This window comes from Notoacmeibacter sp. MSK16QG-6 (assembly GCF_024158145.1).
Classification (GTDB): domain Bacteria; phylum Pseudomonadota; class Alphaproteobacteria; order Rhizobiales; family Rhizobiaceae; genus Notoacmeibacter.
In genome coordinates this window covers 1,078,687-1,103,419 of the sequence record NZ_JAMYXM010000001.1, presented here as the reverse complement: position 1 = coordinate 1,103,419, position 24,733 = coordinate 1,078,687, and the positions used below count along the sequence as shown (strand labels likewise).

At 60.8% G+C, this 24,733-nt stretch carries 21 protein-coding genes; 20 read left to right on the top strand and 1 reads right to left on the bottom strand.

Translation table 11 applies throughout. The annotated features are described in order from the left end of the window. The first annotated feature begins 165 nt into the window (after positions 1-165). The 3 genes from lepA (at position 166) to NIM86_RS05215 (ending at position 5,683) form a co-directional block, all read left to right on the top strand. Entirely contained in the window at positions 166-1,974 is a 1,809-nt protein-coding gene (gene lepA / locus NIM86_RS05225; RefSeq protein WP_253379733.1) for a translation elongation factor 4, read from the top strand. Between the two features lie 184 nt (positions 1,975-2,158). Then, the gene (locus NIM86_RS05220) at positions 2,159-3,376 is read left to right on the top strand and encodes an NAD(P)/FAD-dependent oxidoreductase (RefSeq protein WP_253379731.1); all 1,218 of its coding nucleotides are present in this window, start codon (positions 2,159-2,161) and stop codon (positions 3,374-3,376) included. Between the two features lie 144 nt (positions 3,377-3,520). Then, positions 3,521-5,683 carry a malate synthase G gene (locus tag NIM86_RS05215; protein ID WP_253379729.1) on the top strand — a complete coding sequence of 721 codons (2,163 nt, stop codon included), beginning with the start codon at positions 3,521-3,523 and terminating at the stop codon, positions 5,681-5,683. 203 nt (positions 5,684-5,886) lie between these two features. On the opposite strand, the gene NIM86_RS05210 is transcribed toward NIM86_RS05215, so the two are convergent. Continuing rightward, complete coding sequence (locus NIM86_RS05210) at positions 5,887-6,504, bottom strand: hypothetical protein (protein ID WP_253379727.1); 618 nt, start codon at positions 6,502-6,504, stop codon at positions 5,887-5,889. A 144-nt stretch (positions 6,505-6,648) separates the two neighbouring features. Here NIM86_RS05210 and tsaB point away from each other — a divergent pair, with 144 nt between their 5' ends. The 17 genes from tsaB (at position 6,649) to NIM86_RS05125 (ending at position 24,658) form a co-directional block, all read left to right on the top strand. Next, a complete protein-coding gene (tsaB, locus tag NIM86_RS05205) occupies positions 6,649-7,335 on the top strand; it encodes a tRNA (adenosine(37)-N6)-threonylcarbamoyltransferase complex dimerization subunit type 1 TsaB (protein ID WP_253379725.1) in 687 nt (228 codons plus the stop codon). Then, positions 7,335-7,841 carry a ribosomal protein S18-alanine N-acetyltransferase gene (gene rimI, locus NIM86_RS05200; RefSeq protein WP_253379723.1) on the top strand — a complete coding sequence of 169 codons (507 nt, stop codon included), beginning with the start codon at positions 7,335-7,337 and terminating at the stop codon, positions 7,839-7,841. Before tsaB ends, rimI begins: the two co-directional genes overlap by 1 nt. A gap of 8 nt (positions 7,842-7,849) precedes the next feature. After that, positions 7,850-8,728: a 1-acyl-sn-glycerol-3-phosphate acyltransferase gene (locus NIM86_RS05195; protein WP_253379721.1), complete on the top strand. Its 879-nt coding sequence runs from the start codon at positions 7,850-7,852 to the stop codon at positions 8,726-8,728. 118 nt (positions 8,729-8,846) lie between these two features. Beyond that, positions 8,847-10,262: a tRNA (N6-isopentenyl adenosine(37)-C2)-methylthiotransferase MiaB gene (gene miaB, locus NIM86_RS05190; RefSeq protein ID WP_253380738.1), complete on the top strand. Its 1,416-nt coding sequence runs from the start codon at positions 8,847-8,849 to the stop codon at positions 10,260-10,262. Positions 10,263-10,383: 121 nt separating this feature from the next. After that, positions 10,384-11,418, top strand: a complete 1,035-nt coding sequence (locus NIM86_RS05185) for a PhoH family protein (RefSeq protein WP_253380736.1) — start codon at positions 10,384-10,386, stop codon at positions 11,416-11,418. After that, the gene (ybeY, locus tag NIM86_RS05180) at positions 11,411-11,995 is read left to right on the top strand and encodes an rRNA maturation RNase YbeY (RefSeq protein WP_253379719.1); all 585 of its coding nucleotides are present in this window, start codon (positions 11,411-11,413) and stop codon (positions 11,993-11,995) included. Before NIM86_RS05185 ends, ybeY begins: the two co-directional genes overlap by 8 nt. 5 nt (positions 11,996-12,000) lie before the next feature. Continuing rightward, a complete protein-coding gene (locus NIM86_RS05175) occupies positions 12,001-13,074 on the top strand; it encodes a hemolysin family protein (protein WP_253379717.1) in 1,074 nt (357 codons plus the stop codon). A 127-nt stretch (positions 13,075-13,201) separates the two neighbouring features. Beyond that, entirely contained in the window at positions 13,202-14,824 is a 1,623-nt protein-coding gene (gene lnt, locus NIM86_RS05170) for an apolipoprotein N-acyltransferase (protein ID WP_253379715.1), read from the top strand. A gap of 118 nt (positions 14,825-14,942) precedes the next feature. Beyond that, positions 14,943-15,359, top strand: coding sequence for a helix-turn-helix domain-containing protein (locus tag NIM86_RS05165; RefSeq protein ID WP_253379714.1), 417 nt, complete (start codon positions 14,943-14,945; stop codon positions 15,357-15,359). 154 nt (positions 15,360-15,513) lie between these two features. Beyond that, on the top strand, positions 15,514-16,767 hold the full coding sequence (metK, locus tag NIM86_RS05160) for a methionine adenosyltransferase (RefSeq protein WP_253379713.1): 1,254 nt from the start codon (positions 15,514-15,516) through the stop codon (positions 16,765-16,767). A 29-nt stretch (positions 16,768-16,796) separates the two neighbouring features. Next, positions 16,797-17,501 (top strand): tRNA (guanosine(46)-N(7))-methyltransferase TrmB, encoded by a 705-nt coding sequence (locus NIM86_RS05155; protein ID WP_253379712.1) that lies wholly within the window; start codon positions 16,797-16,799, stop codon positions 17,499-17,501. A gap of 67 nt (positions 17,502-17,568) precedes the next feature. Next, positions 17,569-18,246 carry an FAD-binding oxidoreductase gene (locus NIM86_RS05150; RefSeq protein WP_253379711.1) on the top strand — a complete coding sequence of 226 codons (678 nt, stop codon included), beginning with the start codon at positions 17,569-17,571 and terminating at the stop codon, positions 18,244-18,246. A 131-nt stretch (positions 18,247-18,377) separates the two neighbouring features. After that, a complete protein-coding gene (gene rimP, locus NIM86_RS05145; protein WP_253379710.1) occupies positions 18,378-19,007 on the top strand; it encodes a ribosome maturation factor RimP in 630 nt (209 codons plus the stop codon). Positions 19,008-19,064: 57 nt separating this feature from the next. Next, on the top strand, positions 19,065-20,672 hold the full coding sequence (gene nusA / locus NIM86_RS05140) for a transcription termination factor NusA (RefSeq protein WP_253379708.1): 1,608 nt from the start codon (positions 19,065-19,067) through the stop codon (positions 20,670-20,672). Positions 20,673-20,680: 8 nt separating this feature from the next. Continuing rightward, the gene (locus NIM86_RS05135; RefSeq protein ID WP_256478336.1) at positions 20,681-21,349 is read left to right on the top strand and encodes an RNA-binding protein; all 669 of its coding nucleotides are present in this window, start codon (positions 20,681-20,683) and stop codon (positions 21,347-21,349) included. Then, positions 21,346-23,916, top strand: coding sequence for a translation initiation factor IF-2 (gene infB / locus NIM86_RS05130; protein WP_253379706.1), 2,571 nt, complete (start codon positions 21,346-21,348; stop codon positions 23,914-23,916). Before NIM86_RS05135 ends, infB begins: the two co-directional genes overlap by 4 nt. Positions 23,917-24,049: 133 nt before the next feature. Beyond that, positions 24,050-24,658: a malonic semialdehyde reductase gene (locus tag NIM86_RS05125; protein WP_253379705.1), complete on the top strand. Its 609-nt coding sequence runs from the start codon at positions 24,050-24,052 to the stop codon at positions 24,656-24,658. Positions 24,659-24,733 lie beyond the last annotated feature (75 nt).

Below are 24,733 nucleotides of genomic sequence, written 5' to 3'. Positions count from 1 at the left end.
GGCGCCGGGTGCGGACCTCGGTATCTATATAGTAGGAACTCTTCGGGATAGTAGGAACTCTTCGGGGATCGACCAATCCGGCTAGGATGGCTGTGTTTCATTTTACGGGCCTGCACCGCAAATCGCCGCTTCCGTGGCGGCGTGAACGCCTCTATATGAGCGGCCATGACCGAGACACCGCTTTCCCATATCCGCAATTTCTCCATCGTGGCCCATATCGACCACGGCAAGAGTACGCTCGCCGACCGTCTGATTCAGATGACCGGATCGCTCGAAGAGCGCGAGATGAAGGACCAGATCCTCGACGCGATGGATATTGAGCGCGAGCGCGGCATCACCATCAAGGCGAACACCGTCCGGCTGGAATATGACGCGAAGGATGGCCAGCATTACGTGCTGAACCTGATCGACACGCCCGGTCACGTCGATTTTGCCTATGAGGTCAGCCGATCGCTCGCCGCCTGCGAAGGCTCGCTACTTGTCGTCGATGCGTCGCAGGGCGTCGAGGCCCAGACACTGGCAAACGTCTATCAGGCCATCGACAACGATCACGAACTGGTGACCGTCCTCAACAAGATCGACCTGCCCGCCGCCGAGCCAGACCGCGTGAAGGAGCAGATCGAGGAGGTGATCGGTATCGATGCGTCCGACGCGATTCCCATCAGCGCGAAAAGCGGCATGGGTATTCCGGACGTACTCGAAGCCATCGTCCAGCGCCTGCCCGCCCCGAAGGAGGGCGACCCCAACGCACCGTTGAAAGCCATGCTCGTCGATAGCTGGTACGATGCCTATCTCGGCGTGATCGTGCTGGTCCGCATCATCGATGGCCGCCTGAAGAAGGGCCAGACCATCCGCATGATGGGCACCGGCGCGAAATATCCCGTCGAGCGCGTCGGCGTCCTGACGCCTAAAATGGTGCTGATCGACGAGCTTGGCCCCGGCGAGATCGGCGTCATCACCGCCTCGATCAAGGAGGTGGCGGATACGCGCGTTGGCGACACCATCACCGAGGACAAGAAGCCGACCGCCAGGATGCTGCCGGGCTTCAAGCCGGCCCAGCCGGTCGTGTTCTGTGGCCTTTTCCCGGTCGATGCCGCCGATTTCGAGGATTTGCGCGCCGCGATGGGCAAGCTGCGTCTGAACGATGCCTCGTTCAGTTTCGAGATGGAAACCTCCGCCGCACTCGGCTTCGGCTTCCGCTGCGGCTTCCTCGGCCTGCTGCATCTGGAGATCATCCAGGAGCGCCTCAGCCGCGAGTTCGACCTCGAACTGATCGCGACGGCTCCCTCCGTTGTCTATCAGATCACCATGACGGATGGCAGCGAGATCGAACTGCACAACCCGGCCGACATGCCGGACGTGGTCAAGATCGAGCATATCAAGGAGCCGTGGATTCGCGCCTCCATCATGACGCCGGACGAGTTTCTCGGCCCGATCCTCACGCTTTGTCAGGAGCGACGCGGCATCCAGCAGGACATGTCCTATGTCGGCAGCCGCGCCATGGTGGTTTACGACCTACCGCTGAACGAGGTGGTGTTCGACTTCTACGACCGGCTGAAGAGCATTTCGAAGGGCTATGCCAGCTTCGACTACCAGATCAGCGACTATCGCGAAGGCGATCTCGTCAAGATGAGCGTCCTCGTCAATGAAGAGCCGGTGGACGCGCTCTCCATGCTGGTCCACCGCAGCCAGGCCGAGCGGCGTGGCCGCGGCATGTGCGAGAAGCTGAAGGAACTGATCCCCCGCCACCTCTTCAAGATCCCGATTCAGGCAGCCATTGGCGGCAAGGTCATCGCGCGCGAGACGCTCAGCGCCATGCGCAAGGACGTGACCGCCAAATGCTATGGTGGCGATGCGACCCGCAAGCGCAAGCTCTTGGAGAAGCAGAAAGAGGGCAAGAAGAAAATGCGCCAGTTCGGCCGCGTCGAAATCCCTCAGGAAGCGTTTATCCAGGCGCTGAAGATGGATAGTTGAGGCGGCTAGAGAATCACCGTTCGAACGTGATCGAGACACGCCGCGTTCGCGTTTTGACTTATAGGGAGTTTCCCTCAAAGCGAATTAGCAACTCTCATTGCAAGGCCGCTTCTCGCCACCTCAACAGGGCTTCTATAGAATGGCAGGTATGAGCCTTAGATCATAAGCGCACAAGCAATAGCTAATGACTCACCAGACCATCATCCTTGGCGCAGGGGCGGCGGGGCTGCACTGCGCGGCCTATGCGGCGGGGCAGGGGCGTTCCACGCTGGTCATCGACCATGCGAAGGCGCCGGGCGAGAAGATCCGTATTTCCGGCGGCGGGCGCTGCAATTTCACCAATACGCGCACCGCGCCGAAACACTTCCTCTCCGCCAATCCTCATTTCGCCAAGAGCGCGCTCGCGCGTTATACGCCGGCGGATTTCATCGCGCTGGTCGAGCGGCACGGCATCGCCTGGCACGAAAAGACGCTCGGCCAGCTTTTCTGCGATGGCTCGGCGAAACAGATCGTCGCAATGCTGCTGGAAGAGATGGCCTGCGCCGGCGCGGAACTCTGGCTGAATACCGCCATCATCGAAGTGGAGAAGACGGAAACCGGCTTTGCCGTGACGGTCGAGCGCGACGGGCGGCGGCAAAATCTCCGCTGCGACAATCTGGTGGTCGCGACGGGCGGCAAATCGATCCCGAAAATGGGCGCGACCGGTTTTGGCTACGATCTGGCGCGGCAGTTCGGCCTGCCGATCGTGGAGCCGCGCCCGGCGCTGGTGCCCTTCACGCTCACCGGCGCGTTGCACGAAGAAGCGAAGGCGCTCGCCGGCGTCTCGGTTCAGGGCCGCGTGACCGCCGGTCAGGGTGGGCGCGAAACCACCTTCGACGAGGCGATCCTCTTCACCCATCGCGGCCTGTCCGGCCCGGCGGTCCTGCAGTCTTCGTCCTATTGGCGGGAGGGCGAGATGGTGCGCCTTTCGCTCGCGCCGCAGCGTGATCTGGCCGATGCGCTTCTGGAAAGGGCGCAGGCGGGTGCCGGCAAGAAGACGGTCGAGACCGTATTGGCGACCATGCTGCCCGAGCGGCTGGCCGCCGGTATCTGCGCCCGCGCCGGGGTTTCGGGCCGCTTGGCTGAGCAAGGTCGCAAAAGCCTCGACAGACTGAACGCCGCCGCCAATGATTGGCAGATCGTCCCCGCCGGCACGGAAGGCTACCGAACGGCAGAAGTGACGCTGGGCGGCGTCGAGACCAACGCGCTCTCCTCGCAGACCATGGAAGCGAAGGCGGTGCCCGGCCTCTATTTCATCGGCGAGGTGGTGGATGTGACGGGCTGGCTCGGCGGCTACAATTTCCAGTGGGCCTGGGCGTCGGCCCATGCCGCCGGCACGGCCATCGTCAGCGCTGCTGAATAAATCAGTCGATTATATCCGATCTGGCAAAAGTGATTTGCATCTTTGCCGGAATTGACGGTCCGGGCGATGCATGTTGAATGCGCGGGCGAGAAGGCCATGTGTCGGCCCAACGACCGAGACTATCAACCCGCCCGGAGGATCATCATGAACGACCGCGTCACCCGCAACGGATTGCAGTTCGACAAGGCGCTGCACGACTTCATCGTGGAGAAGGCGTTGAAGAACTCCGGCGTGGAGGAAGAGGCGTTCTTCGAGGGCTTCGCATCGATCATTGCCGATCTGACGCCGAGGAATCGTGAGCTTCTCAAGGTTCGCGATGAGATGCAGGAGAAGATCGACGGCTGGTACAAGGAAAACGGCGCGCCGACCGATCTGGAGGCCTACAAGTCCTTCCTGAGCGAAATCGGCTATCTGGTGCCAGAGGGCGACAAGTTCTCCGTACAGACCAGCAATGTCGATCCGGAGATCGCGACGGTCGCCGGCCCGCAACTCGTCGTGCCGGTCGACAATGCCCGCTATGCGCTGAATGCCGCCAATGCGCGCTGGGGTTCGCTCTATGACGCGCTCTACGGCACCGATGCACTCGGCGACAAGCCGTCAGGCAGCGAATACGACGTCGAGCGCGGCGCGCGGGTCATCGCCTGGGCCAAGGAATTTCTCGACCGCACCTTCCCATTGGAAGACGCGCTCTGGGCCGATGCGACGGGAATCGCGATCGAGAATGGCAAACTTTCCGTTCGCACCCATGATGGCGACAAGACGCTGCGCTATGAGGAGGATCTGGCCGGTTTTTCGGACGAGGGCGGAGAGCCGTCCACCGTGGCGCTGGTCAATAACGGCCTCCACGCGCTGGTTCATATCGACCGCAACCACCAGATCGGCAAGGACGATCCGGCCGGCATCGCCGATGTCGAGCTGGAAAGCGCACTGACCTCGATCATGGATTGCGAGGATTCCGTCGCCGCCGTCGATGCGGCCGACAAGACTCATGTCTATGAGAACTGGCTCGGTCTGATGGACGGCTCGCTCAAGGAGAGCTTCGATAAGGGTGGCGAGACCGTCACGCGCGAACTGAACGCCGACAAGAAGCTCACCGCGCCGGACGGCTCCGAACTGGTGCTGAAGGGCCGCGCGCTGATGCTGGTGCGCAATGTCGGCCACCTGATGACCAATCCGGCGATCCTCGATGCCGACGGCAATGAGGTCTTCGAGGGTCTGATGGACGCGGCCATGACGGCTCTCTGCGCGTTGCAGGATGTCGGGCCGAACGGCCGCCGCATGAACAGCCGCGAAGGCTCCATGTATGTGGTCAAGCCGAAGATGCACGGCCCGGACGAGGTCGCCTTCGCGGTCGAGATTTTCACGCGCGTCGAGAAGTTGCTCGGCATGTCGCCCAGCACGATCAAGATGGGCATCATGGACGAGGAACGCCGCACGACCGTTAATCTGAAGGAGTGCATCCGCGCCGCGAAAGAACGCGTCGTCTTCATCAATACCGGTTTCCTCGACCGGACCGGCGACGAGATGCACACCTCGATGGAAGCCGGTCCGATGATCCGCAAGGCCGACATGAAGGGCGCGCCGTGGATCAAGGCTTACGAGGACTGGAATGTCGATATCGGCTTGGAATGCGGCCTCAAGGGGCATGCCCAGATCGGCAAGGGCATGTGGGCCATGCCCGATCTGATGAACGCGATGTTGGAGCAAAAGGTCGGCCACCCGAAGGCCGGCGCGAACACGGCATGGGTGCCGAGCCCGACCGCCGCGACGCTCCACGCGACCCACTATCACACGGTCGATGTCGAGGAGGTGCAGGAGGAGCTCAAGGATCGCCCGCGCGCCAATATCGACGATATCCTCTCCGTGCCGGTTGCGCCGCGTCCGAACTGGACCGAAGAGGACAAGAGGGCCGAGCTGCGCAATAATGCGCAGGGCATTCTCGGCTATGTCGTCCGCTGGATCGATCAGGGCGTCGGCTGCTCCAAGGTGCCGGACATCAATGATGTCGGCCTGATGGAAGACCGCGCAACGCTGCGTATTTCCTCGCAGCACATCGCCAATTGGCTGCACCACGGCGTTGTCTCCGAGGAGCAGGTGATGGACGTCATGAAGGAGATGGCAGCCGTCGTCGACCGGCAGAACGAGGGCGATCCGAACTACCGTCCGATGGCTGGTAACTTTGATGATAGCGTCGCCTTCCAGGCCGCTTGCGATCTGGTCTTCAAGGGCACCGAGCAGCCGAACGGCTATACCGAGCCGGTGTTGCATGCCCGCCGCCGCGAGGCAAAGGCAAAGCACGCTGCATAGGCCTCAGAAAATTTGCTGAAGCGAAGCGCGCATCGATTCGTGCGTGGTGAGGCCGCTTCGCATGCTGTCCTTCTTTGCCGTCATTCCGGGGCTTGTCCCCGGAATCCAGACGATGGGCAACGCTGGATCCCGGCAACAAGTGCCGGGATGACGCCGGTCTGTCTGTAAGTTTCGCGGCTCTGCAGGGCTGACAGGACAGGCTGTCAGATCGACGGATTGTAGGCGAAATCGCTGCGGTCGCTCGCTTTCCAGCGCGATAGTGGGATGATCTCGGGCGGTTGACCGTTCCGCCCGCGCCAACTATCGACGGCCCACACTTTGCCGGAGGTCTCCCGGATCAGCGCCGTCTTGTGCGGATACCGACCGTCGAGAAGATAGCCGCGCTGAGCGATTTTTCGCAAAGATTTGTGGTGTCGAATCATGCCGGCGCTTTGCAGCCAATCCAGATAGGTGCGCGTGTTTTGCGACTCGTCGTAGCAGTCCATTTGGCCGCGCTGCTTGGCGTGTCTCTGGTGGGAAAGCGGCGCATCGGCGGCAAAGCCGAGCTTTCGCTGCGCCAGGCGTTCCATTAAAGCTGTCGCGCGTCGAATTGCACGTCGCTCAGCGTCAGGCGAAACGCTGCCTTGCGCCATGATCGAGCGAAGATGGGCTCGCTCTTTTGCGCTGATGGTGAAGTGTTCCCTGAATTTGCATCCGAAGCCGGAGCAAACGGAAAGTGTAGAAGGCGCAGACGTTCCATCGTCGATACGTGTCACCGTCCCGCTGGTGGCTTTGCATCCGGCCAGAAAAATCGAAAAAACAATGAGTAAAGTGCGAATCATGCCCTTCTTCTAGCAAGATCGCGGTCAGCCAAAAACTGACTTTACGGAAGCGTTGGCGAACGATGACGAGGTTTCATCGTGCTGTGACAATCATGCACACGCTGCCGCCTTGCTCTGTAAAGCCGGATCGCCTAGCTGGAAACGATGGTTCTGCTCGCGATTGACACCGCTTCTTCTTCCTGTGCCGCCGCCCTGATGGATGGCGAGGGAACGCTGTTGGCAGATGAAGCGGAAGACCGACGGACAGGTCACGCCGAGCGGCTGATTCCCATGATTGCCGATATCTTGTTCGAGGCGGGACTTAGAAAATCCGACCTCTCTAAAATTGCGGTGAGCGTCGGCCCTGGCTCCTTTACCGGCGTTCGAACCGGCATCGCTGCGGCGCGTGGCCTGGCGCTTGCGCTGTCGGTGCCGGCGGTGGGTGTGACGACACTTGAAGCCATGGCGGCCGATGGCCGGCGGCTACTGGGCGACGTACCCATCTTGTCTGCGATCGATGCCGGGCGCGGCGAAGTCTATGTCGCCAGCTTCGATGCAGATGGCGTCGTGGTTCTTCCAGCGTGCAAATGGTCCTATGATCGCTTCGAGGCAGACAGGCCCGAACTGCCAATTGCGACAATGCGCTTCGTCGGAAATGGGATAGCGCCGCTCGGTCTGAAAGCTCATGCGCTTGCCGACAGCCGCACCGGCGGTATCGGGACCATCGCAGCATTAGGCCTGATCCGGGAGCCGGTTGGTGCGCCCCAGCCCCTCTATCTTCGGAGCGCCGACGCAAAGCTGCCTTCCGCTTCCGCGCTGATTGCAAGACAGGACGAACGGAGCGCATATTGATGTTCTGGCCGATCCTAACCCCCTTCATCCCCGGCCTCACGCGGCGCGAACGACAGATCATTCCAGCTGCCTATGACGACGTGCCGGCGATGGCTCGCATTCATGCCCAATCGTTCGCCAAGGGCTGGAGCGAGGACGAAATTGAAAGGATCATCGATCGACCGAACACAAAGGCGGTCGTCGCCATTCGAGAAGGCTTTGCCAACGGTCAGATCGAAGGGTTCGTGATCGCGCAGATCGCCGCGGATGAAGCAGAAATTCTGTCCATCGCCGTGGACCGCTTCCGCAGAAGAGGAGGCGTCGGATGGGCGCTGATGGATGAGATCATGCGCGAACTTCACAAGGACCGGGTGAAGTCGCTTTTCCTGGAAGTCGATGAGCGAAATGAGGGCGCGATCGGCCTCTATCGCCGGCTCGGATTCCGCCAGGTCGGCGACCGCCCCGCCTATTATCGCGACGCGGATGGCCTACGGTCGAACGCGCTGATCATGAGACGTGAGATCTGATGGATAGGATGACCAGCCCCGAAAACGAAGATCGGGATGCAGAAGGCGAGGTGGATCGCTCTTACGGCACGATCCCGCCCGAGCGTGTTCGTGTCAGGCGTTCGATCTTCCGCGCCGCTTTTCTGGCGCCGCTTCTGATCTTTTCCCTTCTGCCGATGGGACTCATCCATCTCGTGCTGACGCGCTCGCCCGTGCCATCGCACCGATATGCGATGACGCGGCTCTGGTATCGCTTCGCTCTTCGCGTGGTTGGCCTTCGCGTCATCCGAGAGGGCAGGCCGGCCAAGGCCAGACCGCTTTTGCTATTGGCGAACCACGTGTCCTGGACCGATATTCTTGTGTTGGGCGCCTATGTTCCGGGCTGCTTCGTAGCCAAGGCCGACATGGAGGACTGGCCGGGGATCGGCTTTCTAACCAGGTTCACGCGAAGCATTTTCGTCAAGCGTGATGATCCGCGCAAGGCGGGCGAACAGGCGCGCGAGATCGGTGATCGTTTGCGCGGCGGCGAACCTGTCATCCTGTTCCCTGAAGGCACGACTGCGGCGGGCACGGAAATCAAGCCTTTCAAATCATCGCTTCTTGGGGCGGTTCGACTGGCGCTTCCACGCAATGATGCGGCCATGACGATCCAGCCGGCGGCGCTCGCTTATGTGCGCCGAGGCGGCGAGCCAATGGATGCAGACGACCGGCGGAATTACGCTGCCTGGATCGACGATGAAGAGTTTGCCCCTCACCTGACCTCCGTGATGTTTGGCCCGCCCATGACTGTGCGGCTTATCTTCGGAGAGCCGTTCGAAGCCGGACCCGGCGCGGATCGCAAGGCGCTAACCCGCAAAGCCGAAACCGATATCGCGGCTTTGCTGGCGAACGGGCTGGCTGACGGTTGAGAGCGGGATAGGGGACTCCCTTTTGCCGCAAAATGGCGCTATGGAGCCGCGCTTGAATGGGTGCGAAGGCGAAGAGTGGCGCGTGACCGACAGTTTCAGCAACAGCAACCTGAGCGATATGGCTGCAGACCAGTTCCCTGACGAAGGACAGACGGTGGCTGCGCCGGCCAAACGTGTCTTCGTCAAGACCTATGGCTGCCAGATGAATGTCTATGACAGCCAACGCATGGGCGATGCGCTGGCGGCCGAAGGTTACCAGGCGGTCGACAGTGCCGATGAGGCCGATCTGGTTCTGCTGAACACATGCCATATTCGCGAAAAGGCAGCCGAAAAGGTCTATTCGGAGCTTGGTCGCCTGCGGGATATGAAGCAGGAGAAGCGCGCCGATGGCAAGGAATTCCTGATCGGCGTTACGGGCTGTGTTGCGCAGGCCGAAGGCCCGGAAATCGTTCGCCGCCAGAAGGCTGTCGACATGGTGATCGGCCCACAGACCTATCATCGCATCGGTGACGCGGTTCGCCGCGCCCGCAAGGGCGAAACCGTTGTGGAGACCGACTTCCCCGCCGAGGACAAATTCGACCACCTGCCTCTCGCCAAGCCGAAGATGACGCGGAAGCGTGGGGTGACGGCGTTTCTGACCGTACAGGAAGGTTGCGACAAGTTCTGCACATTCTGCGTCGTCCCCTATACTCGTGGCGCCGAGGTGTCCCGTCCCCTGGCGCGCCTTGTCGAGGAGGCGAGGGGTCTCACTGAAGGCGGCGTCCGCGAAATCACCCTGCTCGGGCAGAACGTCAATGCGTGGCACGGGCAAGATGAAACCGGCGCGCCGATAGGCCTTGGCGGCCTGCTGCGGACCCTCGCAGAGCTGCCTGGGCTGGAGCGGCTCCGCTATACCACCTCCCACCCCCGCGACATGGATGACGACCTGATCGCGGCCCATCGCGATCTTCCGGTACTCATGCCCTATCTGCATTTGCCGGTGCAGTCCGGCTCCGACCGCATTCTGAAGGCGATGAACCGCAAGCACACGGCGGATGAGTATCGCGCCGTTATCGCGCGCATACGGTCCGCGCGGCCTGACATTGCCCTCTCCGGCGATTTCATCGTCGGTTTTCCCGGCGAAACCGACGAGGATTTCGAGGAAACGCTTCGTCTGGTCCGCGATATCGGCCACGCCCAGGCCTTCAGCTTCAAATATTCGCCGCGCCCGGGTACGCCGGGGGCGGAGCTGCCGGATCATGTACCGGAGGCGGTCAAAGACAACCGTCTTCAGCGCCTGCAGGCTTTGCTGACCGAGCAGCAGATTGCCTTCGGTCGGTCCAAGATCGGCGAGACGATGGATATCCTGCTGGAAAAGCCAGGTCGGAAGCCTGGCCAGCTCATTGGCCGTTCGCCATGGCTGCAATCCGTCGTGATCGACAAGCCGATCGGCGAAATTGGCGATCTCGTAACCGTGACGATCACGGAAGCTGGGCCTAACTCCCTTTTTGCGGTGCCCGCCTCTTCCCATATGGAGCAAAAGCGAGTCTCATGACATCGTGGAACCCGCGAGCGTGGTCCGCGCTTGTGAGTCGCAGGTACATCGAGCCGAAGCGAAGGAGCGCAGCTTGAGTCATGTCTCACCGGTGAAGCCCGCGCCGTCCGGCGCGTCCGACATGGCTCACCTTGTGCTCGCCTTCGACGACAACAATCTCGCCAGCCAGCTTTTCGGCCAGTTCGACCAGAATCTGGCACGAATCGAGCGGGCGTTGAATGTCGATCTTCGGCCAAAGGGCAACGAGGTGACCATCCGTGGCGGTTCGGACGCGGCGGAGCAGGCGCGGCGAGCCCTGGATTTTCTCTACGACCTTCTGGAAAAGGGCGCGGAAATCGCTCCATCCGATGTCGACGGCGCCATCCGCATGGCGGTCGCGGCGGACGATCAACTCGATCTGCCGAATATCGCTGGCAGTCGTGTGGCGGCCGCTCAGATCTCGACGCGGAAGAAAACGATCTACGCCCGTTCGCCCAATCAGGACGCTTACATGCGTGCGCTCGACAGGGCCGAACTTGTATTCGGCATCGGTCCGGCGGGCACCGGCAAGACTTATCTGGCCGTCGCTCACGCCGCGATGCTGCTCGAACGCGGCATCGTCGAGCGGATCATCCTGTCCCGCCCGGCGGTGGAGGCTGGGGAACGGCTCGGATTTCTGCCAGGCGATATGAAGGAGAAGGTCGATCCCTATCTCCGTCCGCTCTACGACGCGCTTTACGACATGATGCCCGCTGACAAGGTGGAGCGCGCTCTGACCGCCGGGGTTATCGAGATCGCGCCGCTCGCCTTCATGCGTGGCCGCACTCTCGCGCACGCCTGCGTTATTCTGGACGAAGCGCAGAACACCACGTCGATGCAGATGAAGATGTTTCTGACGCGCCTTGGCGAAGGCGGGCGTATGATTGTGACCGGCGACCCCAGCCAGATCGATTTGCCGCGCGGCACCCATAGCGGTCTCGTCGAAGCGCTCCGCGTTCTTGGCGACGTGCCGGGTATCGTGAAGGTCCGCTTCCGCGATGTCGATGTGGTGCGCCACCCGCTTGTGGCGGAAATCGTCCGTGCTTATGAGCGCGAAGGCGAAAAGCGGACGATTGCCCGCTCGGCTGTCGCCAATGACGCGCCATCCGATGGCGATGATGGATCGTCCGATGCCTGAATCCTCTCGATTGCCAGCAGACGATGAGCACCCTCCCAGTCCGGTGGACGGCGGCATCGATCTTCTTCTCTCCATCGATAGCGAAGGCTGGGGTCAGCCAGATGAGCGTGAGGCGCTGGCGGCCCGGGCTGTCGATGCCGCGCTGCGAGAAGCGAATCTTCAAATGGCGGACGGCGATTGCGAACTGTCCATCGTTCTGACGGACAGTGCCGCCGTACATGAATTGAACCGGCAATGGCGAGATAAGGACCGGCCGACCAATGTGCTGTCCTTCCCGGCTTTCGATCTGAAACCGGGCGATGCGCTTCCCTCCATGCTGGGCGATATCGTGATCGCTCGCGAAGTCGTCGCAGCCGAAGCGGATGAGGCCGGCAAAACGTTCGGCGATCATTTGACCCATCTCATCGTCCACGGTTTTCTGCACCTTGCTGGCTGGGATCACGAGACCGACGACGAGGCCGACGCCATGGAGGCCTTGGAGATCGCAATCCTTGTCCGGCTTGAGATTGCTGACCCTTACGGCGCTGTTTCCACTAGCGGCGATCCGCGCGGTGATGACTATAGTGAACGGATTTGACCACGATGCCCGACGACAGTGATGAGGACCGGCAGGTCGATGACCGAGAGTCGACCGAACCCGCTCCGATAGCGGATGAGAGCCAGGATCGGCCCGGCTTTATCCAGCGTCTTTTCGGTGTACGACGACCGGGCAGCCTCCGCGCCGACCTCGCCGAGGCGCTGGAATCGTCTGACAGCGATACTGAAAGTTTTTCGCCGACCGAAAAGGCGATGCTCAATAATATTCTGCGCCTCCGCGAAGTGCGTGTCGAAGACGTGATGATCCCGCGCGGCGATATCGAAGGTGTCGAAATCGGCACGACGCTCGGCGAATTGATGGTGCTGCTGGAGACGTCAGGCCGTTCGCGAATGCCGGTCTATGCCGATACGCTGGATGATCCGCGCGGAATGATCCACATCCGCGACGTTCTGGCCCATGTGACGCGCCGCTCCTGTGGTCGTGAAGGCCCCGCGCCGAAGCAGGCTGACGGTCAGATCGATGCTTTGGCGGAACTGGCCGACATGAATCTGACCAGGATCGATCTTTCCAAGCCGCTCTCGGAGCTTCGGCTCATCCGACCGGTTCTTTTCGTGCCGGCTTCCATGCTTGCCGGTGACCTGATGGCGAAGATGCAGGCGGCTCGCATTCAGATGGCGCTCGTCATCGATGAATATGGCGGCACTGACGGCCTCGTTTCCCTTGAAGATATCGTCGAGGTCGTCTTCGGCGAAATCGAGGACGAGCACGACGATGACGAAGAACCGCTTATCAGCAAACGCGCCGAGGGGGTCTTTATCGTCGATGCGAAGGCGGAGATCGAAAACGTTGCCGAGGAGATCGGCGCGGATTTCGTCGCTGACGAAGACGTTCTCGAAGATGTCGATACGGTCGGCGGGCTGCTGTTCAATGCGCTTGGGCGCATTCCGGCGCGTGGGGAAGTGGTGCAAGCCGTTCCGGGCTGGGAATTTCACGTCATCGATGCCGATCCTCGGCGGATCAAGCGCGTCCGCATCATGCAGTTGCGGGCCGATCGGCGCCGGCGGGCCTTGCGGGGTGGTGGAGACAACCAGCCTTCGTCCGATGGTGGTGCCGAATAGCCCCTTCGCATAGCCGCCGCCGAATTTGCCATCGCACCTATGATCGGCATATCCGGTGCGGTGAGTAAGTGTCGTCGCGCTCACGCAATTTTATCAATCGGCTCGATCTGATACGACCGGATTGAGGGTGCGATTCGAAGAAGGGGCGGCGCGCGCGATGCTGGAGGACTGGGTCGGACGCATCGTTCTGCTGTCGGGTTGGCGGCGAAACGTGGTGGCGTTGCTGGCCGGAGCCCTGGGCAGTTTCGCGCAGGCCCCTTATGACTTTCCCTTTGTTTGTTTCATCAGCTTCCCCATCCTGATCTTATTGCTGGACGGCGTGGCGGACGGGGGCGGCGCATTTCGCGCGCGGATACTACCTGCCTTCTCAACCGGGTTCTGGTTCGGTTTCGGCTGGTTTGCCGCAACGCTCTGGTGGGTCGGCGCCGCCTTCTTTGTCGAAGCGGATCTCCACGCCTGGATGGTGCCGATCGGCGTTGTCGTTCTGCCGGCCATTCTTGCCTGTTTTTATGGGCTGGCCACGGCCCTCGCGCGCGCTGTCTGGGCGGACGATCTCGGTCGTGTTTTCGCACTGGCCGCCGCTTTCGGCCTTATGGAATGGCTCCGCACTTTTCTGTTTACCGGCTTTCCCTGGGCTCCGGTCGCGGCAGCGGTGATGCCCGTACCCCTGCTGATGCAACCGCTACCCTATGTCGGTATGGTGGGGATGAACGTGCTGGCGACTTTGCTTTTCAGTCTGCCGGTCCTGCTCGTCGGAGAACATTGGCGGAGGACCGGCCTGGCACTGCTGGTTCTGCTCATCGTGGCGCAGGCTGGCTTCGGAGCATGGCGTATCGCAACGATCCCAGACGCTGATGAGGCTGCCAGCAACGGCGACGTCATCCCTGTAAGGATCGTACAGCCTTCCATCGATCAAACCGAAAAATGGGACGATGAAACGCGGACGGCCATCTTCGACCGTCATATCGAACTGACCGAAAAACCGACGGAAGATGGCGAGCCGCCGCAACTGATCGTTTGGCCCGAAACGGCGACGCCCTGGGTATTGACCCGGCAACCTCTGGCGCTCCTTGCGATAGCGCGCGTTCTTCAACCCGGCCAGACGCTGTTGACCGGCTCTGTTCGGGCGTACGGCGAAGGCGCTGCAGCCCGATATACAAATGCGGTTCTGGCCGTCGACGACACCGGCACGATTATCGACGGGGCCGATAAGGTGCATCTTGTTCCGCTTGGGGAGTACCTGCCCCTGGCCGACCTGTTGGCGCGCTTCGGGTTGAAGGAGTTGGCGGTTCTGCCGGGCGGATTCGAAGCGGGCAGCCGACATGAACTGATCGAATTGCCTGGTCTTCCGGCGATTTTGCCGCTCATCTGCTACGAAACGATCTTTCCACAGGAGGCGGCGGAATTGGAACGTCAGGTTGGGCTGATCCTGAATGTAACCAACGATGCATGGTTCGGTGACACGCCTGGTCCAGCACAACATTTCCGCTTGGCGCAGTACCGCGCCGTATTGGCGGCGCGCCCGATGGTGCGTGCTGCCAATAGCGGTATTTCCGGGGTTATCGACCCTTACGGCCGCGTCACCGATGGTCTTGTTCTGGGTGCCTCGGCGGCGCTTGATGTCGACCTCGCATTATCGCCGGACTTGCAACCTATGCGATTAAGAAATAATATCGGTCTGGCCCTTATGGTTGTGTTTTGGATTGTGTCCCTCCTTCTCGCTCGGCCATCGCGCCACGCTTTGGATTGACCGATTGGTCTAGGCAATTTATCCAATCGTTAGAGGGGTATTTTCACGAGACCGCATCCGCTTTGCGGGGCTGTCCGTATACAGGTGCCATGCCCCCAAGGCGCCTGATGAGGAAAATATGGCGGATGTAAAGAAGAAGCCGAACCCGATCGATGTCCATGTTGGCAGTCGTATTCGGTTGAGGCGAAACATGGTCGGGATGAGCCAGGAGAAGCTTGGCGACAATCTCGGCATCACGTTCCAGCAGATTCAGAAATACGAAAAGGGAACCAACCGTGTTGGCGCAAGCCGCCTTCAGGCGATTAGCGATATTCTGCAGATCCCGGTTTCGTTTTTCTTTGAGGGTGCGCCGGGACATAGCGAACCCGACGGCAACGGCTTTGCCGAGGCTGGCAATGCCAATTATGTGGTGGACTTCCTCAACTCGACCGAAGGTCTGCAACTCAACCGCGCCTTTATCAAAATCGGTGATCCCAAAGTCCGGCGTCGTGTTATCGATCTCGTTCGAGCCTTGGGCGAGATGGAAGAAAGCTGACATCGTTCTGACGTGGCTGAACGCGCCATCGTCGCATCTTCAGCGCGAACGTGCTTGACCATGTCATATTCGATTGGCACAAGGCCGCGCGACCTTTCCCGTAATTAAAGGGCGGCGCCGCTCGGTCCCGCTGCTAGACCATAGGCAGGCAATCGTGTCACGACAGAACTACCACTTCACCAGCGAATCGGTGTCTGAAGGCCATCCCGACAAGGTATGCGACCGCATCTCCGACGAGATCGTCGATCTTGTCTACAAGGAGGCTCGCAAGACCGGCGTCGATCCGTGGAATGTTCGCACGGCCTGTGAAACGCTGACGACGACGAACCGCGTTGTGATCGCCGGTGAGGTGCGTCTGCCTCCGACCCTGATGAAGAAGGATAAGAACGGAAACGACGTCATCAATCCGACCCGTTTCCGCTCCGCGGCCCGTCGGGCCATTCGCGATATCGGTTACGAACAGGATGGCTTCCACTGGAAGACCTGCAAGATCGACGTTCTGCTTCATAGCCAGAGCGCGGATATCGCCCAGGGTGTCGACAATGCCGCCGACCGGCAGGGCGAAGAGGGTGCTGGCGATCAGGGTATCATGTTTGGCTATGCGTGTGACGAAACGCCGGATCTGATGCCCGCGCCGATCTGGTATTCGCATCGCATTCTCCAGCTTCTGGCGGAGGCGCGACATGCCGGTGAGGGAGATGCTGGCAAGCTCGGCCCTGACGCCAAAAGCCAGGTCACCGTCCGGTATGAAGGCGGAAAGCCGAAGGAGGCCACCCAGATCGTGCTGTCGACACAGCACATGGACGAAAGCTGGGATAGCAAGAAAGTCCGCAAGGTCGTCGAGCCTTACATTCGCCAAGCGCTTGAAGAGGGCGGCCTTGCCGTGGCCGACGACTGCGACTGGTACATCAATCCGACCGGCAAGTTCGTCATTGGCGGGCCGGATGGCGATGCCGGGCTGACCGGCCGCAAGATCATCGTCGACACCTATGGCGGCATGGCGCCCCATGGCGGCGGTGCTTTTTCCGGCAAGGACACCACCAAGGTGGACCGTTCGGCTGCCTATGCGGCGCGTTATCTGGCCAAGAATGTCGTAGCCGCCGGTCTGGCAAGCCGCTGCACCATCCAGTTGTCTTACGCCATCGGTGTGGCGCAGCCGCTTTCGGTTTATGTCGATTTGCACGGGACCGGCCGCGTGACCGCAGAAGCGGTTGAGAAGGCTGTTCGCGAGGTTATGGACCTGTCGCCAACCGGCATCCGCAAACACCTCGATCTCAACAAGCCGATCTATGCGCAAACGGCCGCGTACGGCCATTTTGGGCGCAAGCCCGGTCGCGGCGGTTCGTTCTCTTGGGAAAAGACCGATCTGAAGAAAGCCCTTAAAGAAGCGATCCGGCAGAGCGCCTGATCGCGGCTGCCCGCGAGCCGCGATCTGTCATGACGGAAGATAAGCCCAGAAAAAGCCGGACGACCGATGCCTTTTTCGGTCGGCGAAAGGGCAAGGCGCTGCGCCCGAAGCAGGCGGCGCAAACCGAGCTCGTGCGGGCCAGGCAACTCATCGACCTCTCGAAGCCGGCTCCTGACGATCTGACGAACCTCTTTTCCGTAACCGCGAACGGAGTGCGTCTGGAAATCGGTTTCGGGGGGGGCGAACATCTGCATCATGAAAGCGGTCGTTTCCCAAAGACCGGCTTCATTGGTGTCGAGCCCTTCGTCAACGGTTTCGCCAAACTGGCAATGGCGCTCGACGAAGAGGATCGGCCCAATCTCCGCCTCTATGACGATGACGCGACCTGGCTTCTCGATTGGTTGCCGGACAACACGCTCGATGGCATCGATCTTCTCTATCCAGACCCTTGGCCGAAGAAACGGCACTGGAAGCGGCGCTTCGTCAATGACGCAAATCTGGACCGGTTCGCTCGCGTGCTGAAACGGGGCGGGCTTTTCCGCTTCGCCTCGGATATCGACACCTATGTGAACTGGACGCTTGAGCATTGTCGGCGGCATGGGGCGTTCGAGTGGCTCGCGACTGGCCCGGAAAATTGGAGAACGCCATACGAGGCATGGCCTGGCACACGCTATGAGGCCAAGGCGATACGCGAAGGTCGGACTCCGTCATACCTGACGTTCCGACGGATTTGACGGACCTCTGAAACCCTCGCCTTCGTCATGCATTAGCCTCTCACCGAAAGAAAGAGAGGCGCGACGCATGGCTCATACGGTCACGATCAAATCCACCGAGCAGGTGACGCACAATGTGGACCGGCTTGTCGTGGAACGGCCGAGCGGCTTCGATTTTACACCCGGCCATGCCACTGACGTCCATATCGACAAGCCGGGCTGGCGAGATGAAGACCGACCCTTCACATTCACCGGATTGACCGGCGACCCCGATCTTGAGTTCACCATCAAGATTTATCCAAGCCACGACGGCGTCACCGAGCAGATCGATCGGCTTCATGCCGGGGACGCTATTGTGATCAATGAGCCGTGGGGCACGATTGATTACAAGGGCGCCGGCACTTTTATCGCGGCTGGCGCAGGTGTTACGCCTTTCATCGCGATCCTGCGAAGCCTCGGTGAAAAGGGCGAGATAGACGGCAACCGGCTGATCTTCAGCAACAAGTCTGAAAAGGACATTATCCTGAAGGATGAATGGGACGCGATGGATGGGCTTCAGACGCTGTACACCGTCACCGACCAGCCAGAGAGTCCTCATGCTCTCGGGCGCGTCGACCGCACATTCCTGTCTCACCACGTCGACGATTTCGATCAGTATTTCTATATTTGCGGCCCGGAAGCCTTTGTGGGCGACGTAAAGGACGCATTGCTGGCGCTCGGTGCGCGAAAGGACAAAATCGTATTCGAAGACGGAATGGACGGATAAAGGCGTCCATCTCGGGCCGGCATCTTGCAAATGCCGTATCGCGGGCGTATAGGAAACCCAAGTTCTTGGTCGGTTAGACGGAGAGTGGGTCCCCCCGGGTCCCGCTCTTTTTTATTACCGGCAATCTTTTGATGAAAACGGAGTGCGCCTTGTCCGGACCGGATGACCGCATCATTCACGAAACAGGTGTCGAGGCGCATGTCGCCACGATCATCGAGCCGGTTATGCAGGCGATGGATTTTCGTCTGGTTCGGGTACGGATCACGGGCCAGAACGGCAAGACTCTGCAGATCTTCGCCGAGAAAACCGACGGCACGATGACGGTCGAGGACTGTGAGGAACTGTCGCGCGCCATCTCCCCGGCGCTTGACGTCGATGATCCAATCGAAGGCGCCTACAATCTGGAAGTGTCTTCACCCGGTATCGATAGGCCGCTCGTCGCCAAGAGCGATTTTCGCAATTGGGAAAGTCATCTGGCAAAGATCGAGACCAGCGTCATCCTGTCGGGTCGGCGCAAGTTTAGAGGCTTCATCCAGTCCGTGACCGATCAGGGTTTCACGCTCAAGCGTGATACGCTCGGCTACGGCGATGAAGCCGAGGTCGAAATTCCGTTCGACACGGTTTCGGACGCGCGGCTTATACTAACCGACGATTTGATCCGCGACGCCCTTTCCAAGGAGCGCGCGGCGCGAAAGGCCCGAAAGAAGGGTCTTGATGGTGATAACGACAATGAGGACACCGCCGATTCGGCGGATGAGTGAGATTTCGACCGTCGAGGAGCAGATTTTGCTCCGGCGAAGACTTCAGGAGAGATACCCATGGCTGTTAGTGCGAACAGACTGGAACTGGTGCAGATCGCCGATGCGGTCGCCCGTGAGAAGAACATCGATCGCCGGATCGTCATCGAGGCGATGGCGGATGCGATTTCCAAAGCCGCCCGCGCCCGTTACGGCCAGGAAACCAACATCCGCACCGACATCAACCCGCAATCCGGCGAGATAAAGTTGCAGCGTCTGCTCGAAGTCGTCGAGGATGTGGAGGACTACCACACCCAGATCCAGCTTGGCGATGCGCGCGAACGCCAGCCCGATGCCGAGGTCGGCATGTTCATCGCCGAACAGCTGCCGCCTATGGATTTCGGCCGCATCGCGGCGCAGTCGGCAAAGCAGGTGATCGTCCAGAAGGTGCGCGAAGCCGAGCGCGATCGCCAGTACGAGGAATTCAAGGACCGGGTCGGCGAGATCGTCAACGGTTCGGTCAAGCGTGTCGAATACGGCAACGTCATCGTCGACCTCGGGCGCGGAGAAGGCATCATCCGCCGCGATGAAGGCATTCCGCGTGAACTCTACAAATATGGCGACCGCATTCGTGCCTATGTTTACGACGTGCGTCGCGAGCAGCGCGGTCCGCAGGTCTTCCTGTCGCGCAGCCACCCGCAATTCATGGCCAAGCTCTTCCAGATGGAAGTGCCGGAAATCTACGATGGCATCATCGAGATCCGCGCCGTTGCACGCGATCCAGGCAGCCGTGCGAAGATCGCCGTTATCAGCCGAGATTCCTCTATCGATCCCGTCGGCGCCTGCGTTGGCATGCGCGGAAGTCGTGTTCAGGCGGTCGTCGGCGAACTCTCCGGCGAGAAGATCGATATCATTCCGTGGTCGCCCGATGCTGCCTCTTTCATCGTCAACGCCCTGCAGCCGGCGGAAGTTGCCAAGGTCGTGCTCGATGAGGACGCCAACCGCATTGAAGTGGTGGTGCCGGACGACCAGCAGAGCCTGGCGATTGGACGCCGTGGCCAGAATGTGCGCCTCGCCAGCCAGTTGACCGGTTGGGCCATCGACATTCTCACCGAAGAAAAAGAGAGCGAGCGCCGTCAGGCGGAGTTCCAGGAACGTTCAGAACTGTTCATGGAAGCGCTCGATGTGGACGAGATGGTCGGTCAGGTTCTGGCGTCGGAAGGCTTCACCTCCATCGAGGAAGTCGCCTATGTCGAGCCGGAGGAAATTTCTGAAATCGACGGCTTCGATGAAGAGACCGCCGAGGAGATACAGACCCGCGCGCGTGAATATATCGAGCGGATCGAGGGCGAACTGGACGAAAAGCGCCGCGAACTCGGCGTCGAGGACGAACTGCGTGAAATTCCGGGCCTGACCACGGCTATGATGGTCGCCGTTGGCGAAAAGGACGAAGTCAAGACCATGGAAGATTTCGCCGGTTATGCCGTCGACGATCTGACCGGATGGCGCGAACGCAAGGATGGCGAAACGATCGTCTACGAAGGCACACTCTCCGATTTCAGCGTCAGCGCCGAAGAAGCCGAAGCGATGATCATGCACGCCCGCCAGTCGGTCGGCTGGGTGACGCAGGAGGATGAGGCGGAAGTCGAAGGCGAAGCCGAAACCGAAACTGAAGAAGCGAGCGTCTGACGCCATGTTTGGCGTCAGGGAGAAGCCGATTGGAAGCGATGGCCACCCGCACATGCATTGTGACGCGCGCGAAAGCGGATCGCGGTGACGCGCTTCTGCGCTTTGTTGCGGGTCCGGATGGATCGATCGTCCCTGATCTGAAAACTTCTCTGCCCGGCAGGGGTTGCTGGGTGCGTGCCGAACGCCGATATATAGAGGAAGCGGTCAAGCGCCGCGCCTTTTCCCGTGCTCTGAAGACCGATGTCCAGGTGCCGCCGGATCTGGCGGATCGCATCGACCGATTGCTGGCCAATCGCGCGCTCGGAGCGTTGGGGCTGGCGAGAAAGAGCGGCAGGGCCGTTTTCGGTGCAGCCAAGGTGGAAGCGAAAATTCGCTCCGGCGAAGCATCCTGTGTGCTTCATGCGACCGATGGCGCGCCGGACGGTCTGCGCAAGGTGGAACAGGCCTCCAGAGCGACGCGGCATTTGGGTGGCCCGGACATCCCGGTTTACCGACTTTTCGATGCCGAACAATTGGGTTTGGCATTGGGGGCGGGAAGTGTGATACATGCTGCCGTGCTTGGCCATCCGGCCGGGCAGGCGGCATTCGAGCGCATTGTTGCGTTGGCGCTCTATCGGCAGGGGCCGGCGGAGCATGAAGGAACTGCGGACGAAGCCGCAATGAAGGATACGGAATGAGCGACGACAAGAACGAAGACAAGACGACCCTTAAGGTCCGGCCGAAGCTCGGCTTGCGCCCATCCGGCAATCAGGCTGGAACGGTGCGGCAGAACTTCAGCCATGGCCGTAGTAAGGCCGTTGTCGTCGAGACGAAGAAGCGCAAGTTTACCCGGCCGGAAGATCGGCAGGGCGATGCAGCCACGACGCCAGAGCCGAAGGCCGAGACGGCCGCGCCGCCGAAGCGTCAGGCCCCGCCCGCAGCACCGCAGCCCAAACGGCCGGCGGTTGCCAAGGGCGGCGGTGGACGTCTCTCCAGCGCGGAGATGGAAGCGCGCGCCCGCGCCTTGGAAGAGGCGAAGGCACGCGAATCCGTTGAGCGGGAAGCGGCCGAACAGGAAGCCAAACGTCTGGCTGAGGAAGATGCGCGCCGTGAAGCCGAGCGCGCCGAAGAAGAGCGCAAGGCCGCCGAGGAAGCCGCCCGTCTTCAGGCCGAGGCCGAAGCGAAGGCTGTCGTCGAGGAAAAGCGCGGCAAGCGCGTCGACGATACGGCCCGCAAGGAAAGCAAGGCCATCGACGCACCGATGGAAGAGCGCCCGGCCGGTCGTCAGTCCGCGCCCCAGCGCAAGGAAACGAAGGCGCGCGATAACGAAACAGCGCGTCCGGCCAAGCCGCGCTCTGACGACAATCGCCGCCGTTCGGGCAAGCTGACGCTCAATCGCGCCCTGAACGACGACGAAGGACGCAGCCGTTCGCTGTCTTCCATGCGTCGTCGGCAGGAAAAGGCGCGCCGTGGCGGTCAGGCCAGCAGCGGTCCGCGCGAGAAGGTGATGCGTGAAGTCACGATCCCGGAGACGATCTCCGTGCAGGATCTTGCCCAGCGCATGGCCGAACGCGCGGTCGATGTCGTTAAGCTGATGATGCAGCAGGGCCAGATGTTGAAGCCCGGCGATATTATCGATGCCGATACCGCGGAACTGATCGCGACCGAGATGGGCCATACCGTCAAGCGCGTTTCTGAAAGCGATATTGAGCTCGGCCTCCATGATATTGAAGACCGCGAAGAGGATATGAAAGGTCGGCCGCCGGTCGTGACCATTATGGGCCACGTCGACCACGGCAAGACCTCGCTGCTCGATGCGATCCGTGAAGCCAACGTCGTCTCCGGCGAGGCTGGCGGTATCACCCAGCACATCGGCGCCTATCAGGTGGAGAAGGACGGTCAGAAGATCACCTTCATCGACACGCCCGGCCATGCCGCCTTCACGGCGATGCGCGCGCGCGGCGCCGAGGTGACGGATATCGCAATTCTTGTGGTGGCGGCGGACGACAGTGTCATGCCGCAGACCATTGAATCCATCAATCATGCCAAGGCGGCGGGCGTCCCGATCATCGTGGCGATCAACAAGATCGACAAGCCCGCGGCAGACGCCAGCAAGGTTCGCACCGAACTGCTCCAGCACGAGGTTTTCGTGGAAAGCATGGGCGGTGAGGTTCTGGATGTTGAGGTTTCCGCCACCAAGAAGACCAATCTAGACGGTCTTCTTGAAGCGATCCTGCTGCAGTCCGAATTGCTCGACCTGAAGGCAAACCCGGATCGTCCTGCGGAAGGTTCGGTGGTCGAAGCGCAGCTCGATAAGGGCCGTGGTTCCGTCGCCACCGTTCTGGTGCAGGCCGGAACGCTGCGCACGGGCGACATTGTCGTCGCTGGCAATGAATGGGGCCGTGTGCGCGCCCTGGTGGACAGCACCGGCGCTCAGCTCAAGGAAGCCGGTCCATCCATGCCGGTCGAAATCCTCGGCCTATCCGGTACGCCGCAGGCTGGCGACCGGCTCGCTGTCGTGGAAAACGAGGCTCGCGCCCGTGAAATTTCCGACTACCGTCAGCGTCTGGCGCGAGAGAAGCAGGTGGCCCGCCAAGCGGGTTCACGCGGCTCTCTTGAACAGATGATGGCGCAGGCGCAGGCCAATCAGATCGCTGAGTTCCCGCTGCTTATCAAAGCCGACGTGCAGGGTTCCGCTGAAGCGATCATCGGCGCGCTCGAAAAAGTCGGCAATGACGAGGTGCAGGTCCGCGTGGTGCATGCCGGCGCCGGCGCGATCACTGAAAGCGATATCAGCCTGGCGGAAGCGTCCAACGCTGCGATTATCGCGTTTAACGTTCGCGCCAACAAGCAGGCGCGCGATGCCTCGGAGCAGAACGGCACCGAAATCCGCTACTACAACATCATCTACGATCTGGTGGACGATGTGAAAGCGGCCATGAGCGGCCTGCTTTCGCCAGAGATGCGCGAGACCTTCATCGGCTATGCCGAAATCCTGGAAGTCTTCAACATCACGAAGGTTGGCAAGGTGGCAGGCTGTCGCGTGACAGAGGGCCGCGTGGAGCGTGGCGCCGGTGTGCGTCTTCTACGCGACAATGTCGTCATTCATACGGGCAAGCTGAAAACGCTGAAGCGCTTCAAGGACGAGGTCTCCGATGTCCAGTCCGGCCAGGAGTGCGGCATGGCTTTCGAAAACTACGAAGACATTCGCGAAAAGGATGTCATCGAGTGCTTCACGGTCGAAGAGGTCGCGCGCTCGCTCTGACGAGCATTGCGATTGCTGGAAATCGAGACAGGCGGGGTCGAGAGGCTCCGCCTTTTCTTTTGTCGCGGCGTTTCTTTTCGACGGTCGGGCGATAGGTCTCCTAGAGCTGTTCAACCGATACCGGGACTAATCGATGGCCAGGCGCCTTACTGAAAACGATTTCGACCTCCTCTTTCGCGATGCCCGCACGGCGCAGGGGTTTACGGACGACGATGTCACGGAAGAGACGATCCGCGAACTTTATGATCTGTTGAAGATGGGACCGACTGCCGGCAATTCCTGTCCTGCGCGTTTCCTCTTCATCCGCAAAGGTTCTGAAGCGAAGAGACGCCTTATTCCCCATATGAGCGGCAGCAACAAGGAGAAGACCGGCGACGCGCCTTGGACGGTCGTGATCGCCTACGACACCGAATTCTACGAGAAGATGCCGGTCCTCTTTCCGGATCGGCCGCATATGTTCGACAAGCTCCCAGAGGACGACACGAAATATCGCAACCACATGGTGCTGAATTCCAGTTTGCAGGGCGCCTATCTGCTCATCGCCGCTCGCGGTCTGGGCCTCGATTGTGGGCCGATGGCCGGTTTCAGCAAGGATGGCGTCGACGCTGAATTCTTCGAGGGCCATCCAGAGCGCGGCGCCTGGAAATCGAGCTGGCTTTGCAATCTCGGCCATATGACGCCGCCAAAATTCGACCGCCTGCCGAGACTGGATTTCCAGGCGGCAGCGGCAATTTTGGACTGAACGGCACGCTGCTGCGTGCATTGCCTGGCGAAGAGCGCGAAAATGGCTGGCCAAACCACCTTGGCTTCGCTATAG

Coding starts and splice junctions, on each gene's coding strand:
- NIM86_RS05150 (WP_253379711.1), top strand. CDS start 17,569: ATGGCTCATACGGTCACGATCAAATCCACCGAGCAGGTGACGCACAAT.
- NIM86_RS05155 (WP_253379712.1), top strand. CDS start 16,797: ATGACGGAAGATAAGCCCAGAAAAAGCCGGACGACCGATGCCTTTTTC.
- NIM86_RS05195 (WP_253379721.1), top strand. CDS start 7,850: ATGACCAGCCCCGAAAACGAAGATCGGGATGCAGAAGGCGAGGTGGAT.
- ybeY (WP_253379719.1), top strand. CDS start 11,411: ATGCCTGAATCCTCTCGATTGCCAGCAGACGATGAGCACCCTCCCAGT.
- lepA (WP_253379733.1), top strand. CDS start 166: ATGACCGAGACACCGCTTTCCCATATCCGCAATTTCTCCATCGTGGCC.
- miaB (WP_253380738.1), top strand. CDS start 8,847: ATGGCTGCAGACCAGTTCCCTGACGAAGGACAGACGGTGGCTGCGCCG.
- nusA (WP_253379708.1), top strand. CDS start 19,065: ATGGCTGTTAGTGCGAACAGACTGGAACTGGTGCAGATCGCCGATGCG.
- NIM86_RS05220 (WP_253379731.1), top strand. CDS start 2,159: ATGACTCACCAGACCATCATCCTTGGCGCAGGGGCGGCGGGGCTGCAC.
- tsaB (WP_253379725.1), top strand. CDS start 6,649: ATGGTTCTGCTCGCGATTGACACCGCTTCTTCTTCCTGTGCCGCCGCC.
- rimP (WP_253379710.1), top strand. CDS start 18,378: ATGAAAACGGAGTGCGCCTTGTCCGGACCGGATGACCGCATCATTCAC.
- NIM86_RS05125 (WP_253379705.1), top strand. CDS start 24,050: ATGGCCAGGCGCCTTACTGAAAACGATTTCGACCTCCTCTTTCGCGAT.
- NIM86_RS05210 (WP_253379727.1), bottom strand. CDS start 6,504: ATGATTCGCACTTTACTCATTGTTTTTTCGATTTTTCTGGCCGGATGC.
- NIM86_RS05215 (WP_253379729.1), top strand. CDS start 3,521: ATGAACGACCGCGTCACCCGCAACGGATTGCAGTTCGACAAGGCGCTG.
- rimI (WP_253379723.1), top strand. CDS start 7,335: ATGTTCTGGCCGATCCTAACCCCCTTCATCCCCGGCCTCACGCGGCGC.
- NIM86_RS05165 (WP_253379714.1), top strand. CDS start 14,943: ATGGCGGATGTAAAGAAGAAGCCGAACCCGATCGATGTCCATGTTGGC.
- infB (WP_253379706.1), top strand. CDS start 21,346: ATGAGCGACGACAAGAACGAAGACAAGACGACCCTTAAGGTCCGGCCG.
- NIM86_RS05175 (WP_253379717.1), top strand. CDS start 12,001: ATGCCCGACGACAGTGATGAGGACCGGCAGGTCGATGACCGAGAGTCG.
- NIM86_RS05185 (WP_253380736.1), top strand. CDS start 10,384: ATGGCTCACCTTGTGCTCGCCTTCGACGACAACAATCTCGCCAGCCAG.